Here is a 17506-nt window from a genome sequence, read left to right as displayed (position 1 = left end):
TTACAAACTGATCTGCTTGCGCTCCTCATCCGTCAGCCGCGCTCGCGCCTGTTCGCTCAGCGGCCCTGCGCCCAGCACCTGCACCGGGCTGTTGGGGTTGTAGCCGGAGGTTTTCTGCGCCGGCGCAGGCTCTTGCGGCAACGGTTCGTTGCCCAGGCTCAACACTTCCACAGTCATGATCGACGGCCTGCCCTGCTTCGCGGCCGCCTGCTGGCTGCGCGCCGCGTCTTCCGCCGCCTGGGACGCCGCCGCCCCGGCCGCGCTGGCCGAGCTCATGGCGCCGGTGTTGACGCTGGCGGCCACCGGCACCCCGGACGACTTGCCCTGGGTCTGGATGTTCGCCGCGTTCACCACGCGCAAGGCGGCAATGTTGACGTTGCCGGACACACGGATCCCCGCCTCGCCGGCGTCGATGGTGCCCAGCGGCGCGATCAGGTCGATGTCCCCCGCCGGCACTTCCGGGATTGGGTTGAGCGTGGCGATCCCCGCACCGGTACTCGGCACCGACGGCGACAGGCCGACGTTGCCCCAATTGTCATAGACACGCTTGGGCGGCGTGTACACCACGGTGGTCTTGGAACCGCGCCCGGCGTTGATGTCGCCTTCGCTGGTCCAGCCCATGATCGAGCCGCCGAAGGTGGTCATGATGCGGCTCTGACCCAGCAGGATGCTGCCCAGGGAATACAGCTGGATATCCCCCGCGCCCTGGGTGATCACCCCCGCCGTCGACGGTGGCGCCGCGCCTTCGATACCGAAGGTCTGGCTGCCGCCCGGGGTGAGCATCTGGATCGAACCGCCGAAGTTGGTGTGTACGCCCGCGCCACCGAACATCGTGATGTCGCCTTTGTAGGTGATCGGGTTGCCGGCCACGTCCTTGTCCGGGAACAGCGCCGCAATCGCTACGCGGCCACGCAGGTAGCTGCCCTGGCGCACGCTGCCAGCGCTGTTGTACTCACGGCCAGCGGCCTTGAGCTCGGCGAAGTAAACGTCGCGGGCGAACACCCGTTGTTGCTCGGCGGGGAGCGCCGCGTAGTAAGTGCGCGCCTGCTCGGTGCCGCCGACAAAACCAAAGCGCTCGGCGAGCCAGCCGACCAGTTCGTTCTCGTAGGTCTTGGCGACCTTGCCGCTCTGGATCGACTCACCCGGCTGCGCCAGGTTCACAGGGTCCAGGTAGGCCTCGACGAAGCGACGGTAATCCGGGCCGTCGGGGCCGACGCCGGCTTGCATGACAATGCTCGCGCCGGGGCGGTTATCGCCCGAGGCTACGGGGCCAAGGCTGGTGACGCTGACTTTGTCGTCCATCTGGATATTGCGCCCGGCCGTCAGCTCCAACGCGCCCGGCCCGGCGACCTGGAAGTTGCTGTAGAGGATGTCGCGCCCGGCAGACACGATGGAGATATCGGTGGGGCTGTTGTGGACAAACAGGTTGCCCATGGACGTTTCTCTCTGGTAACCGCTGATTCGGTCAAACAGGCTGCCACTGCTGACAATATCCCGGCCTGCCATCATCCACACGGCACCACCGCCCTCGTACCAGGTCTGCCCTTGATGCAGATCGCCGGGGTTGACCCCAAACGAGATGATCCGCCCACTGCTGACACCCACCAGGTCACCGGTCAATGCGTAGAAACGCGCAGCGGAGGCCGGAGCATAACCGCTGGTCGACGCGCTGGCGGAACCAAACACAAACAGTGGTAGAAGCGGGACGTTGTCGGAACTGCCGTTTGGCGAGAGGTTGCTGGCGACAGGCTTGATGTCGGTACCGAGCCTGCCGACAAATGCCGGTTGCCAAGGCGTGGCCATGATCGCTGGATCAGCTGCCGATTGGCTCACGAACGTGCCGCCGGCATAGATCGAATCATGGGCAAGCAACTGCAACTGGCCGTTCACGCCCGGAGCAAGCAACAACGGGAATTTGTAATCGTTGTCCGTCAAGGAAGAGCTACCCGCCTTGCCGTAGTACAGGCTGCCGCTGGCGGCCGTCGCACGCAAGATCGACGGATAGACCACCGCCAGGTCAGAGGCCAGCCCCGTGGAATTGGGCGACAGGTTGCCGCCGGCGGAAAACAGGTCGATCGCCGTTTGCCCGGTCCACAGCGAGAACCAACTGGTGCCTGGGCCGTGTTCCTGCCCGCGGACAAATGACGAACTGTTGGGCAGCAATACCCGGCCGGGGTCGATCACGCTCTGCAACGCCAGGTCGCCCAGGGTCGCCAGGCTGAACGTCGCATCACCCGGCACCAGCACCATGCCGCCGCGCGTCAGCCCCCGGGTGGCCTGCAACGCGTCGAACGCCCGCACTTCACCCGGGCTGTGGTCGGTATTGGCAATGCCGTACTGCAACTCTATCCGGCCCGAGGCGCCGCCCAGCAGTTGAGCGTTACCGCGCAGGTCCACCAGTGTGCCGTTCAAGCTGCTGCTATCAAGCTGGCTTTCAGGGTTAAGCGCCCCGCCGATATGCACCCGCAGGTCACCACCACCGGTGAGTTGCAGGCTGCCATCACTGGCCACCCGCCCGGTGCTGCCGACCGCCAGCACCAAGCCCTGGCTGCGTGGGTTGGCATTGGCCGCCATGGCATTGCCGGCCAGCGAGCGAAGCATCCCGGCGTCACCGCCTACCCGTACATCCACGTCGCCACCGCCCAAGGTGCCGAAACCGGTAAAGCCCACCAGTTGGTCAGCTGTGGCGGTCGCGGTGTAACTGCCGAAATTGATCCACCAGGCCGTGGGCTGCGCTGCCCCGCCCGTATCGACAGTGCCGCTGCCCTGGCGCCACAACCAGTTGCCGACACTGGCCGAATCGTAGCCGGTATCCAGAGGGTTTGGCCGACCAGGCGCGGAAGCCGTGACGTTGAGGATATTGCCTGTCAGGTTGCCACCCACCTTCACGTTCAGGTTGCCGCCCGCTTGCGGATACCAGGCGCGGTACAGGCTGGTGGGGCTGGCGTTGACGAATTGCTCGAAATAGCTGCCCTCGTCGTTCAGCACGGTCTTGCCCCGGCCGTTGGACTTGGGCTGGTTGTACGGGTCGCCCGCGAAGGTGGCGGCAGACGAGGTGCCGGCGGTGTACACCCCGTACAGCGAGTCCATGCTCAGGTTGCCGGCGCTCAACAACTCCAGATCGCCGGTGCCTGTGCGGATCACACTGAAGCGCGTCGCGGCGGGGCTTGCACCGAACTCCTTGACCGATTGGGAAAGGCAGTAAGCGGGGTTATCCGCACAGAACTGCGTGGTGGTGGTGTTAAATTGCGCCAGGAATGCATCGGTAATCGGCGCGCCTTCCGTCAGGCCGTACTCGGCCAGGTCCGCCACCGCCTGGGCGGTCCAGACAAACGATGGCTTCACCGCGCAGTATTCCGGCGAACCCGCACAGAAATCGGCGATCGGACCGCCGCCCAGCTCATCGAGCAGCGACTGTTCGATCGGGTCACCCACCTTGACGTCCTTGCCCAGGCTCGCCAGCAGCTCGACCCCGGCCGCAGACCACGTTTGCACGACCTGGGACGGCAGCTCCTTGGCGAACATGCCGTAGTGACTGTCCGCCAGGCGCAGGTCACCGGTTGTGGGATGAGGTTGCAACAGACGACTGTCGGCCGCCTCGGTGTCGGCGCCCGCCACCAGCCGCAGCGACCACGACTGCGAACCCTCGGCCAGCATCGGTGCAATGGCCCAGTTCTGGCCCTGGCGCCCCGCCACTTCGGGACGCAACTCGACCGATGTCGCATCGTTGAGCAACTTGACGTTGGTACCGGAAGGAATCAGTGCACCCTTGGGCAACAACAAATCGCGGGCCAGGGTCACCACGTTCTGGGTGGGGCCAGGCGCCTGGAAATTCTGCGGCAGCGGCACGCCCTTGGGCCAGGTCATCGCCTTCAACAAAGTGTTCTGGGTCAACACACTGCCGGCGTCCAGTTGCGACCCGCTGACCAGGGTCTGCGCCTGGCTCAGCAAGGTACCAGCGGCAAACAGCACGTTGCCCGTGCTGTCGAATACCGCCGCCGCCAGCACGGTGCCGGCTGGCAGCACCAGGTCCTGTCTGAGGGTGGCGCGCACCGGCAAACGGGTGCCTGCGCTCACGCCGATGTCGGCGATCGGCAGGTCGTAGTTGAGCACCACACCCGCCGGGAAGGCCGTGCCGATTGCCAGGCTTACGCCCTGCCCCGGCACTACGATATCGCCACCGGTGAAGTCAACCCCCGGCAACAGCACCCAGCCCTTGTCGTCTACAGTCTCCGGCGGCAGCGCAAAGCCATCGTTGATACTGCCGTAGATGCTCAGGTCGCCCCCCGCGCGCAAGGTCAGGCTGCCGGCCTCGGTCTTTTCATGGGTCGGCGACTTGAGGCTGGCGTAGCGATAGCCGGACAGGTCCAGGTCACCCTGCACCACCAGGTCGCCGTCTGGCGTCTTGCTGACGATTTCCACACCGGGACGCAGGTGGAAGGTGTCGCCGTAGGTGTCGTTATTCAAGCCGGCGAGCTTGTTTTGCAGCAGGTTGTTGTTGAGCAGCGCCGCGTTGATAAAGTCCGTGCTCAGTCTATGTTTGTCGTTCAGATAATCCTGGGTGATTTGCTGGTACGGTTTGCCGCTGGCGGTTGGATCGGTTTTCTCGGGCGCATCGTCATAGGTGGCCATGCCATTGAGGGTGATCGCGCGAGCACCTTGAATGTCCACGCGGCCATGGGCGTCGATGGCGATGTCGTTGATGACGCCGCCGGCCCCGGCCAGGCGCGGTGCGTTGAGCTCCAGGGTGCCGCGATTGCGCCCATCGTTGCCGCGAATGGCTGCGGTGCCGTGGCGCAGGTCGATGCGCGCGCCTTCGGCCAGGGTCAACACGCCGTTACCGGAACTCAGCGCCACCATGGCCCGGTTCGGCGAATCGATGATCTTGCCGTAGCTGTCCACCCGCAACTTGCTGCCGTGGGCATCCAGCACCGCACTGCCCGCGAGGGTCAGGCCGTTCTTGCCGGCCAGGCTGATACTGCCGACGCGTTCGCCGCTGGCGTCCACCAGGCCAGTGACCCGCAGGCTGCCGTTGTCGACCGAGACGTTGATGATGCCCGCCTTGAGCCCCTCGCCGATGGTCAGGTCGCCCTGTTTGAGCTGGAAGCTGCGCGCACCGAACACCTGGCCGGCATTGAGACGCTGGTTGAGGTCGGCAAACTGTTGGTCCAGCGAACCATTGCCGCCCAGGCGTTGTGCCTGGATTTCCACGCTGCCCGCCGTATAAGGCATCAAGGTGCCGCCGGCGTCGTAGTAGCCGGTGCTGCTGCCGAGAACGCGGCCTTGCAGGTCGACAATACCGCCTGCCGCATCAACGGCAACCGCACGCAGTTTGCCGGCCTGGTTATGTTTGGCCGACAGGTCGATGGTCGAACCCGCCGCCTGCAAAACATTGCCGCTGCGGCTGTCGAGCAATACCTCGCCCCCCCAGCCGTATTGAGTGAGGTCGTTGAAGACCACCGAGCGTCCGGCGACGTCGATCAATGCGCCGTCCGTCAGTACCACGTCGCCCCGTGCGCCGAGCTTGACCTTGCCGCTGGGCAATACCACGGCGCTGGCTACTCGCACACTGTCGCCTTGCAGGGACAGCTCGGCGCCCATGCCATTGGCGGTCCCCCGCGCACCGGCGGCGGCGGCGACATCAATGGCGCCGCCGGCAGTGATACGGTTGACCGAGCCGGCTTCACCGGTCATCAGTGGTGTGAGGATATTGAGGTTGCCGCCGCTGTACTGGAAGCCCTTGACCGGGTCGTAGCCGGTCAGGTTCCGGTATACCGACAAGCTGCCCTTGTAGTTGGCCGTAATGCGGTCACTGGCATTCAGGTTGACGTTGGCAAAGCCCAGGGCCAGGCGGTCGAAAGTCTTGGTGGTGCTGGGCTGGGCAAAGGCGCCGTAGCCGAACTCGATGCGCTCGGCATTGATATCCAGGCGCCCACTGCCGGTGCCGGCACCGCCGGCAACCACGGCGCCGGGAGGCGCCTCGGCGCCCTGCCAGATCAGGTTGGCGGTGTGGATTGTCGCCACGTCATTGGCATTGCCGGCGCCGTAGATCGCCGGCGTGGACAGCAACAAGTTGTTCAGCAGCGACTTGCCGGTCTGTGCATCATACGTGTCCAGCGTCGTGGTGCCGTAGAAGTTGAATGCCTGGGCCGCCGACAATTGCAGGGTTTCCAGGGCCGGTGCGCCAGACTGGGTATCACCGCGCAGCAAGCGGTTGATCACCTGCTGGTTGAGGGTCAAGCCCGCCGGCAACACGTTGCGTGCGGCGGCATCGGCCAGGGCCTCGACGCTGCCGACGTTGATGTTGCTCAAGGCCAGTGCGAGGTGGCGAGTGCCGTAGCGCACCTGGTCATTCAGCTCCAGGGCCTGGGTGGTCGAGATCACGATACTGCCTTCGGAATACAACGCAGTCTGCCCACTGCAAGGGCTCGTGACGCAAGCACCGATCCGGATGCCGCCGCCCCTGCCGGCCGTTTCCGGATACGGCAGCACATTGATCAAGCCGTTGGAGACCACGAGCATGTTGGGCGCGCTGCTGTAGACAAAGCCATCGCGTGAATCATAAGACGCCGCGCCCTGGCCGAGGGTATTGATGGAGGCGCCTTGCTCAACCACGATATCGCCATTGCGCGAAACCATCATCACTTCCGGCGCCACCAGATTCGCGCCTGAACGCAGGGTGATGGTCCCGGCCATGCTGGTGGCAAATCCGACGTTGTTGCCACTCTGCCCATACAGCACCATCGACAAACCGCCCACCAGCAAACGCTTGGCACCCATGGCGTTGAGACTTTGCGCATCCACCGTCACACCGCTGAACGCTTCGGTCAACGGGCTGTTGGCGTCGACAATCTGTATTGCGCCGTTGGGCACCCTGCTGGTGACCGCAACCGTGCCGCCATAGCCACCCGGGGCTGCTTCGAACCGGCCAATGCCCTTGAACGAAAAGGTGTCACTGCCGCCGCCGGCATCCAGGGCCAGCTTGAGCGTTTTGGCGTCCACCGGCATCAGCGCCCGTGGCACACCGAGCTTGGCCGCATCCCCGACGGCGAATTGGGCATAACTCATTTCGTTGTACTGGGAATAACGGCGCAAGGTATCGGCCGACGTGATGATCACTTGGCTGACCTGGCTGTTACGGATCCCGGTGTTGATGATCGACAGCTGCCCGGCGGTGGACCATGAGCCGTTGCGCATCGCAATGACACCGGCACCGCTGCCGGTCCCCGCCAGGCCATTGATCTCGACCCGGAAGGCGCCGGGCATCAGGGCATAGGTGGACGGCATCAAGGTATAGGTGCCGGCCGGCAGTCCCGGCACACCCGCGCCGATGGTGATCTGCTGGCCGACCAAAGGTGCTACCGCACCGCCCTCGGCGGCCACGGGCGCATACCCTGGCTGCGCGCCCGGCACGATGGCGTACACCGGGTTGGTGCTCAATCCCGGCAGCACAAACCCGCCGTTGGCGCCGAACTGCACCAGTGGGTTATAGCGCGCATCCGTAGAGCCCCCCCGGCCGGAAATAAACCCGGCCCCCAGCAGCTCACCGCCGCCGGACAAATCCAGGGTAGCGTCGGGCAGTACCGCCACCGACTTGCCGCCCAGGATCACGCCGACCGTCAGGTCGCCGTTGCCATTGCGCACGCCGCCCTGGCCGATGAAGTTCACGGTCTTACCGTTGTAACGGTAGACCTGGCCGTCCACGGTTCCGCCGTACGGCAGCACCAACCCCTTGCCGCTCACGGACGTCAGGCTGCCGGGCAGCAGTTCGACACGGGTGCTGCCCTGGTTGCCGATTTCGATCAGACCCAACGGGGCCTGCAACACGCCGCCCTGCTTGATGGTCGCTGCGCCCAATTGCAGGCGACCGAAAATCGAATACGGAGCGACCACGCTGGCGTCGCCGTTTTTTTCCAGGGTGAGGGTACGCGCGGGATCGAACAATAAACCGGTGGCCGTGCTGCCGGTGAGGCCCACCAGCACTTGCGCGGCGATTTCGCTGCCGGGGTAGATACGTGAGGCCCGCAAGGTCAGGTCACCGCCAGACTGCAAGACCGTACTGAAGCCATTGGGGGTGACGCCGCCATCGCGTCCGGCGAGAAAACGCAGATCGCCACGGCTGTTGAGATTGACCCGGTCAAAGCCCTGGTTGAGGGCAAACGTGACTTTGTCGCGAATATCCAGCAGATCGCTGTCAACCGTGAACCGGCCCTGCCCCGGAACAGTCGATACCGGGTCACCCAGGTACGGCGTGATGTAACTCTCCATGCCGGTCCGATCTGGCGCGAGCATGCCGCTGAGTACCACATGGGGCGCCGCAAGATGAACCTGGGCGGTCACGGGCGCGTTCTTCGCCAACCCTATGCCTTGTGAGTACACCTCCAGGCTCTGGCCCATGGCCAGCGAAACGTCACCCGCCATGTTCAGCGCGCCATTGACCAACAGGGCCAGGCTATCAAAGCCGCCCGCCGTCACCTGGTCGACGCCAAGCCGGGCATGACCGTAGGTCAACGCATCGGCCGCCGCTTCGGCACTGCCTGGCAGCGCTTGCGCCTGGTACTGCTGGCTCAGAACCAGCTCGCGCACCGGTAACACTCGGTTGGTGGCCAGGCTGCGCAGGTAATACGGTGCCTCCAGCGCCAATGCCAGACGCCCGCCGGCCGCACCGGCACCACCTGCATTAGCCTTGAAGCTGCCATCCAGGTACAGGCCGTTGCTGGACGCAAAAGCGAGGGTGCCACCGTTGCTTGCCACCGTCGTGCGCCCCTGGCCTGGCACATCCAGCAACGCCTGGGTGCCGGAAGCATCCAGGCGCGCGCCCTCACGCACGACCACGAACAGGTTGCTGGTCTTGGCAACCCCGGTGGTGGGGTCAATGTCGCCCCCTACCGTGATCGTCCCGCCGTTGCGCACCTGGCCATAAATGCCGCCGCGATTGTCCACAGCCGTCACGGCACGGCCAGCCACATCGATCAGCGCGTGTTCGCCGATCCAGATCGAACGCCCATGGCCGATCGCCTCGACTTTTTCCGAGTCCGCCGTGGTCAAGCCCTTGAGGCTGACGCTGCCGCCCCACGCGTTGAGCGTGCCGTCCAGGGTGAGCTGGCCGATGCTCTGCAGGTTGATCGCCTGGCCGGGATCGACGTTGATCACCGCCCCCTGGCCCACGGTCAGTGCCGTCGTCGCCATCTGCGCGGCCGTCGACAGCGTATGGCCGGCGCTCAGGCTCAAGCTCGCGCCACGGCGCTGGGTCAGCACGCCCTTGGTGGCGTCCTCCTGGTACAGCGGCGGGGTCCAGCGTTCGAGCGCACTTGCCGCATCGCTGCCGGTCGGCGCGCCGGTGGCCTGCTCGCCCACATGGTAGACCGGCATGTTCACATCGACCTGGGTACCGTTCGCGACGATCAGCCCTTCATTACCGGTGATGTCATACGCCGAGAACCCCTTGTTGAAAAAGTCGCCGCCCAACTGCAGGGTGTCGGCATCTACCGCACCTGTGCCGATCAACACCTTGTGCGCCTGCAACGCCAGGGTGCCACCGCCGTTGACGCCATAGCCACGCACCTCGCCGCCCAGGCCGAGGCTGCCGAGGCCGCCGAGCTTCACGTCGCCGCCCTTGCCACCACTGAGCTTGCCGTCTTCGCCAACCGTGGCGCCCGAGGACACATCCACCAGGCTACCGGCAGCGAGGTTGACCACGTTGGTGCTGCGCAGCGACACTTTGCCGCCATTGATATACGCCACACCTTCACGGTTGGCGGGGTCCAGCGCGAGGTTATTCCAGCGTCCGCCGGCCTCCAGCTTGACCCCGGAGGCCACGTCAAGCCGCCCGCTGCCCGCCAGGATCACGTCCCCCACCGCGTTGCCTTTGTCGCGGTCAACCTGGGTGAGAATGTTGCCAGCGTTGATACTGCCGCCATGGGCCGTGAGGTTGGCGTTGATGGCAACACCCGGCCCGAACAGGGTGATGTCGCCGCCATCGGCCACTTTCAGCGCGCCGTTGACGGTGATCTGCTGCTTGGCGCCGACCTTGATCGCCCCCAGCTGGAAGCCATTGAGCTGGTCACTGTCGAGTACCAACTTGCCTTGGCGGTCCGCCGGCAATGCGGCAGTGAGGTCAAGGCCGTCTGCGATTTTCTGCGTGTTGCTGTCGATCAGCACCTGGTCGGTGGTACCACTGAGGGCGTAGCGCAGGGTGCCGGTGGCCTTGTTGTAGATCGGGATGTATTGGCCAATGATCAACTGTGCACGCTGGGCTTTGGCCTTCTGGGACTGCTGGTAACCGTCCAGGTTGATATTCGGCGCCTGGGTCTGGCGATCGCCCTGGAACACATCGCTGATCACCTGGCCTTCGAGCACCGCGCTGCTCGTACCGATGACCAGCTTGCCGGCATCGCGGCCCACGGTGTAACCGTTCTCGTAACGGCGTTGCGTGGCGATCATCGGGTTGTAGTAGTAGTCGGTCTGGCCCCAGCGCGTGCTGGTGTCTTCATAACCTTTGTAGAGCCCCGAATAGAGAATGTCGCCTGGTGCCGTCGACAGTTCGTACAACCGCCCATCTGGCCCCTTGAGCCAGGTCTGACGCACATACCCGGCCTGCACATCCACGGTGCCGCCGGACAGGTTGATCTGCGCACCCTGTTGGGTCACCGCCTCCTTGCCGGTAAAGGTCACGGTGCCGCCCTGGGCCATCCATTCGCCCACCGAATGACCCTGTGTGCCGAGGTAACCGCCGACTTCAAGCAAGCCACCCGCGGTGTACCAGCGGTCTGTCGCATAACCATTGGTGCCTGCCGGTACGAAGACCAGTTCACGCAAGTCGACCCAGACATCATTGTTGATCAGTTGCCCGCCATCGCGGTTGACCGGTGCATCGCGCTGCTCGTTGCCCTGCACGTTGATCTTGATGTTATTGGCGTCCATCGACACCTTGACGCCAATGGCACCGGACACGTCGATCATCGCGCCATCGCGCACCAGGCTGCGACCGGTGGCGCTAACCGCGACTTGGCCGCCGGTGGCCAGGGTGATCGAGCCTTTCTGGAAGTCCACGGTGCCGCCGCTGACGATTTCGATACGCGACTGGTCGGTACGGTCGGCCACCGCGCTGAGGTTGTTGAACTGGCCCGTGATCAGGTTGGCGGCCAGGCCATCGAATTTTTCCAGGCCGGCCCCCTTCTGGCTGTTGAGGGCTGTGCTGCCGCTGGCGTCCAGCAAGATCGCGGTGGTGCTGCCCTCGCCCAGGGTCACGCTGCCGGTTTGATCGGTTGCCGAGTTCAGCAGATGGATCGTGCCGCGCGTGTCCACCGAGGTACTGGCCAGGGCTACGCCGTTCTGTTGCACCTGATGACCCGTAAGGGTGATGTCACCCGTAGAGGCCATGATCAGCCCCTCGTTGGTGACCTTGCCGGCCGTGCTGCCGGCCTTGAGGCTGGTGGCGACTTCATTGCCACGGGTGGTGGACCGATCATTGCCGGCAGTCCCGACGCCCTTGCGGATGTAAAAGCTGTCACCGGCTGCCAGCGTGGTCTGGCCTTTGGCGGTGATGATGGTACCGGCGTTTTCCACCTCCGAACCGAGCAGCAACGCATAACCACCGGCGTCAGTGGAGGTCGCAGCCTTATGGGTCTGGATCAACGCACCGCGCTGCACCTGGACCTTGCCTGCCGCATCGGTGAAGGTCGCCTGGGTGCCATTGGCATCCACATAGATACCGCGCTGGGTGAACTGTTCATCGGTGATGTTCGCCGCCGCGGCCACCAGGTTGCGCACATTGACCTGGCTGGTACCGCTGAACACCACACCGTTGCGGTTCACGATCATCACGGTGCCGGCGCCCTGGATCTGCCCCTGGATCTCGCTGGGGCGCGAATCGGGATCATTGACACGGTTGAGCACGGCCCAATTGGACTGTTGCTGGAAATCCACGGTGGTGTTGCGCCCGACGTTGAAGGTCTCCCAGTTGAGGATCGCCTTGTCGGCGGTTTGCTCGATGGTCACGGTGGTCTTGCCGCCGGACTGGCTCTGGGTCGGGTTCTTGGCGTTGATCCAGCCCTGGGTCAGGCTGTTATCGACCTGCAGGCCGCCCTTGCCCAAGCCATCGGGAATGGTCGAGACCTGGCCCAACGCCGCTTGGCGCCCAGCTGCCTGCGCCGCCTGTTGCGCAGCAATGGCCGCGACACTGGTGTTCAGTGTGCTGATGGAACGCGCCAACTGCTGGTTGACCCGGGCCTGTTCGTTCAGCGACGGAATCCCCGGTACCTGACCTGCGCTGATCCGTGCCGCCGTCGCCGCCTGGGTCGCGCCTTTGTCGGCAAACCAGCTGGAACTGAACGCCGTGGCCGCCTGGGCATTGCCTGCCACCATCAACAAGGCGATGGCGTGGGCCAGTGGCTTCAGGCGCAGGATAGTCTCTTGGGCTTTCAGGTTAACCGGTGATTTGCAGCGGACCATCTGGAGTCTTCCTTCTTTGTCATCACACATTTGTCTGCGCACAGGCAGCAAGACAGGCTCACGTATGAGGAGTAGGCGGTTGTCGAGGCACGGGACTGAACTTCTGTCATGGAAAGTTCACATGGGGCTGTTAACGCAAAAAAATCAGCAACGGCACAGGCCGTTGCTGATCGGTGTCGCGGGTCGTTGAAACGTGGGTTACAGCGGACGACCGATTTGGTTGCAAACAGAGGTGTTGCCGATGCTCAAACCGTTGGACGCGGTGACGAAGGTGTCACGCACAGCGGTTTTCCAGCTGGCTGGCAGCGGTACGAAGCGGTTGTTGGTGATCGCCGTGTCGTTGTTGGACAAAGCGCCGTAGTGCTTGGAGAAGAACGCACGCACTTGGGTGGTTTGATCAGCGTTGGCATAGCACTGGCTGAAGATCAGGTTAGTGAAGCCCAGGATTGGGTAGCCGGTGCTTGGGTATTGCACGACGCTGGCGTCGTTGGGGTTGGTAGTCGCTGCGAACACAGGCACCCAGACGTTCTGGTCGCCACGGCTGGCGACGGCTGGCGGCTGGATCGCGTTGATCGCGGCCGAAACGTTGGCAGGTGCAGGCGAAACACCACCGATCGTGGCGACTTTGGTTGCGTCACCCAGGCCGGCGACGCTGGTTGCAGCCCAGTCCGGGCTCATGTAGGTGATGCGGTTCTGAGCGTTGTTCAGCAAGCCCATCACACCTTCACTGGTGTCCTTGAAGGTTTCTTTAGGCGTGGTAGTGCTGGCTGGGTTGACTTCTTGCAGAGGGTTGATTGCACCCGCTGGCAGGCCACGGGAGAAGCTGCTTTCGAAAGTCTGGGTCACGGCGAAAGTACCGTTTTCCAATGTCGGGTTGCACTTGGCATTGAGGAAACGGGTGAACAGCTCGGTCGTGCCGCTGGCGCCTTTACGGTAAGCCACTTGGATGGTACCGGTAAGGCCTGGGGTGATCTGGTCCCAGGTAGTCAGACGACCCGAGTAGACGCCGCAGAGTTGGTCAACGGTCAGGTTGACGTTACCGGCACCGGTCTTGTTGAAAGGAATGGCAACCGAAGTGGCCACCGAAGGTACCTGGATCAGCTTGCCCCAACCGGCTTGCTTGGTGTTTTGATAAGCGAGCAGTTCAGCGGCGGAAAGTTTGGAATCGCTGCCGGCCCAATGCACGTTCTTGTTGGTCACACCGGCGACGAACTTGGTGTAGTCGTTGTTCAGGAAAGCTGACTTGCCATTGCCGCTGCCGACACCGATGTACTCGGCAAAACCGGCAGTCAGTACGCCAGCAGTCTTGTACAGCGGTTCTGGCAGAGTGGCGCCGCCGCCGTTGATGTCAGCCATTGCAGCCTGGGCCGAGCACAGTGCAGCGAGGGTCATGGATACCGCGAGAACGTTGCGCTTAAACATGAAGAATCTCCTTTCGTCGTGTTTGTACGTTTGGGGTAGATGGCTCTTGCATGACGCCATGGCTTCGGTCCCAAGCCGTCTTGCGGGGGTGGCCAGGGGTGAAAACCATGGGAGAGAAATTCGCAGTTTCCGATGACGTTTGTAGGAAAAAACCTCGGGAGGAACACCTTGATTTTTAAAAAGATTCTCGGGTGTTTTGGTCATGATTCCGAGCGCTTTGGACGCAGGTGACAGCGAGGTTTCAGCGCGTTTGGCTGGAGGCGGCATGGGCTGTCGGGATGTGACGGAATGAGGAACCCGAGGTTGGACGGGGCAGCATCAGGTGCGCACAAAAACCCATTGAATAAACACAGTTCAAATGTGGGAGGGGGCTTGCCCCCGATTGCAGTGGGTCAGCCAAAGATGTAGTGACTGACTCTGCGCAATCGGGGGCAAGCCCCCTCCCACAGTCAGGTGACGAGTTGGTTGATCTCGATGATCGGCAACAGCACCGCCATGACGATCACCAGCACCACGGCCCCCATCACCACGATCATCAGCGGCTCCAGCAAGGCGGTCATGCCCATGGCACGCCGTTCGATATCCCGCGACAGCGTCTGCGCCGCCCGCTCCAGCATCGGTGGCAGCGAGCCGGTTTTCTCGCCGCTGGCGATCAGGTGGATCAGCACCGGCGGGAAGACCTTTTCCACCGCCAGCGCCGGGGCCAGGTTGACGCCTTCGCGCACCTTGGCGGTGGCATCGCTGACGCATTGGTCGAGCCGGTCGTTGGACAAGGTTTGCCGCGCGGCCTCCAGGGCACGCAGCAACGGCACGCCGGCACCGCCGAGGATCGCCAGGGTCGAGGCGAATCGTGCCGTGTTCAACCCCAGTACAAAACGCCCGATCAATGGCAGGCGCAGCACACGGCTGTGCCAATTCAGGCGCGCCACGGGATTGCGCAGGTACAGGCGCCAGCTCCAGAACCCGCCGACGATCCCGGCAAAACACAGCCAGCCCCAGGCGCGGATGAAGTCACTCGCGTTGAGCATCGCCAGGGTCAGCCCCGGCAGGTCCTGGCGTGCCTGGGAGAACGCGCTGACCACCTGGGGCACCACATAGCTCAGCAAGAAAATCACAATGCCGATGGACACCAGCCCCACCACGCCGGGGTAGATAAACGCGGTGAGGATCTTGCCACGCAGGTTGTTGCGTTCCTCGATGTAGTCAGCCAAACGCTCCATCACCTGGGCCAGGTCACCGGACTCCTCCCCCGCCGCGATCAGCGCGCGGTAGATCGACGGAAAATCCCGAGGTCGCGCCGCCAACGCATCCGCCAGGCGCATGCCGCCACGCACATCGGCGCGCACGGCTGCCAGGGTCTGGGCGATATGCTTTTTCTCGGCCTGCTCCACCGTGGCACTCAGCGCGGCTTCCAACGGCAGGCTTGCGCCCAGCAGGCTAGCCAGTTGCCGCGTGGCCCAGGCCAGGTCGTTGTCCGACAGCTTGGCGCTGAACAGGCTGCTGCCCGTCGCGGCCAGCTGATTGCCTTCGATCTGCACCAACAACGCGGTCAAACCGCGACTGCGCAGGTTGGCAAAGGCTGCGCTCTGGCTGTCAGCCTCCACATGCCCGGCCTCGACTTTGCCGCTGGCATCGGCGGCCTCGTAGCGATAGCGATTCATCAGGCGTCCCGTGTCACACGCAGGATTTCTTCGGGGGCGGTGGCAGCGCTGCGCACCCAGCGTTCACCGTCTTCACGCATGCTCAACATCCCGGCGCGGCGCGCGGCCAGGCGCAGGTCCTGCTCGTTGGCACCCTCGTGGATCAGGCTGCGCACCGCGTCGTCGACACAGAACAACTCATGGATACCGGTACGCCCGCTGTAGCCGACCTGGTTGCACTGCGCGCAGCCCACCGGGCGCCAGGTGCCGGGCGCAGCGGGGTCTTCCTGCTTGCAGTGCGGGCACAGGCGCCTTACCAGGCGCTGGGCCAACACCCCCAGCAGGGACGACGCCAGCAAGAACGGCTCCACCCCCATATCGATCAGGCGGTTGACCGCCGACACCGCGTCGTTGGTGTGCAAGGTCGCCAGCACCAAGTGACCGGTGAGCGAAGCCTGCACGGCGATTTGTGCGGTCTCCAGGTCACGGATTTCGCCGATCATGATGATGTCCGGGTCCTGGCGCAGGATCGCGCGCAGGGCCAGGCCGAAGGTCATGTCGATCTTGGCGTTGACCTGGATCTGGCTGATGCCCGGCAGGTCGTACTCCACCGGGTCTTCCACGGTAAGGATGTTGCTGGTACTCGCATCCAGCCGCGCCAGGGCGGCGTACAGGCTGGTGGTCTTGCCACTGCCGGTAGGCCCGGTGACCAGCACGATGCCGTGGGGCTGGCGGATCAGCGTATCCAGGCGCGCGAGCAGCTGCGGCTCCATGCCCAGGGTCTCCAACTGCAGGCGCCCGGCTTGTTTGTCCAGCAGGCGCATGACGACGCGTTCGCCATGGCCGGTGGGCACCGTGGACACGCGAATGTCGATCGGACGCCCGGCGACGCGCAGGGCAATGCGCCCGTCCTGGGGCAGGCGTTTTTCGGCGATATCGAGTTGGGCCATGATCTTGATGCGCGACACCAGTGCGCCATGCAGAGCCTTGCGCGGCGAAACAACGTCACGCAGGGTGCCGTCGACGCGGTAGCGCACCACGGAATGGGTTTCGTAGGGTTCGATATGGATGTCGCTGGCTTCGTCGCGGGCGGCCTGGGTGAGCAAGGCGTTGATCATGCGGATCACCGGGGCGCCGTCCTGGGTGTCGAGCAGGTCGGTGACTTCGGGCATGTCTTGCATCAGGCGGTCGAGGTCGACCTCGTTTTCGGCGGCGCCCACCACGGCGGCGGCGCTGCCGGTGTCGGCGTAGGCGGCGGTGAGCAGGCCGTCGAGTTCGTCGTCGCGTACCTGTTCGAGCTGGGCCTGGCCGAACTGGCGGTGGACTTCGCTGATGGACCAGCCGGGGGTTGAGGGGCACACCGTCAGCAGGTGGCCTGCTTCGGTGGGGCGCAGGAGGATGCGTTGGGATTTGGCCCAGGCGTAGGGCAATAGGCTCATTGGGGTTGCCCTTTGGGTGGGTGTACATATCCGTTTTTTGGGTAACGGCGGCTTATGGTTCCGCCCTTACGGCGGCTCACTTTTGAAGAGCGCAAAAGTAAGCAAAACGCTCTTGCCCCAACACTCGGCACCTCGCTTAGGCTCGGTGTGCCCGTAATTCGACAGTGATTTGGGCGGCTAAGATCAAGATCACAATCAAAAGCAGAGCGCGGCGGCCTGGTAGCCGACCGGATTGTTGAGGCGTGCGCGTTACCCTGTAGGAGCCGGGCTTGCCCGCGATGGTCGTTAAAGATGACGCGGAAAGCCAGAATGAACGCGGTGCTCTCACTGGTTTTAGGGCTGCTTCGCAGCCCAACGCGGGGCAAGCCCGCTCGCCACAGTAGGGCGGCAACACAAAACAAAAAACGTATCCACGATGCGAAGCGAGTCGCTCTTGCTCTTCGGCGCCCCGTAAAACCACGCTGGCCGAACGCAGGCTTGAATGCGTGGGTAACCCGGCAGGACGCCGGGTTAGCCGCACTGGGCCATGGATGGCCCATTGCGGCGGCCCAC

At 64.0% G+C, this 17506-nt stretch carries 4 protein-coding genes; all 4 read right to left on the bottom strand.

Annotated elements, in window-relative coordinates; all coding sequences use genetic code 11:
• The 4 genes from M2497_RS12810 to gspE all read right to left on the bottom strand — a co-directional run bounded on the left by M2497_RS12810 (position 1) and on the right by gspE (position 16954).
• The gene (locus tag M2497_RS12810) at positions 1-12453 is read right to left on the bottom strand and encodes a filamentous haemagglutinin family protein (protein WP_248487825.1); all 12453 of its coding nucleotides are present in this window, start codon (positions 12451-12453) and stop codon (positions 1-3) included.
• A 198-nt stretch (positions 12454-12651) separates the two neighbouring features.
• Entirely contained in the window at positions 12652-13875 is a 1224-nt protein-coding gene (locus M2497_RS12805; RefSeq protein ID WP_248487824.1) for a substrate-binding domain-containing protein, read from the bottom strand.
• 449 nt (positions 13876-14324) lie between these two features.
• Positions 14325-15536 (bottom strand): type II secretion system inner membrane protein GspF, encoded by a 1212-nt coding sequence (gspF, locus tag M2497_RS12800; protein ID WP_248487823.1) that lies wholly within the window; start codon positions 15534-15536, stop codon positions 14325-14327.
• Complete coding sequence (gene gspE, locus M2497_RS12795) at positions 15536-16954, bottom strand: type II secretion system ATPase GspE (RefSeq protein ID WP_248487822.1); 1419 nt, start codon at positions 16952-16954, stop codon at positions 15536-15538. The genes gspF and gspE overlap by 1 nt, the downstream gene beginning before the upstream one ends.
• Between the last annotated feature and the right edge of the window lie 552 nt (positions 16955-17506).

This window comes from Pseudomonas sp. CYM-20-01 (assembly GCF_023169845.1).
GTDB lineage: Bacteria > Pseudomonadota > Gammaproteobacteria > Pseudomonadales > Pseudomonadaceae > Aquipseudomonas > Aquipseudomonas azotoformans.
The sequence above is the reverse complement of the archived record's forward strand: the minus strand, read 5'-3'. Positions and strand labels throughout refer to the sequence as shown.

Coding starts and splice junctions, on each gene's coding strand:
- M2497_RS12810 (WP_248487825.1), bottom strand. CDS start 12,453: ATGGTCCGCTGCAAATCACCGGTTAACCTGAAAGCCCAAGAGACTATC.
- gspE (WP_248487822.1), bottom strand. CDS start 16,954: ATGAGCCTATTGCCCTACGCCTGGGCCAAATCCCAACGCATCCTCCTG.
- gspF (WP_248487823.1), bottom strand. CDS start 15,536: ATGAATCGCTATCGCTACGAGGCCGCCGATGCCAGCGGCAAAGTCGAG.
- M2497_RS12805 (WP_248487824.1), bottom strand. CDS start 13,875: ATGTTTAAGCGCAACGTTCTCGCGGTATCCATGACCCTCGCTGCACTG.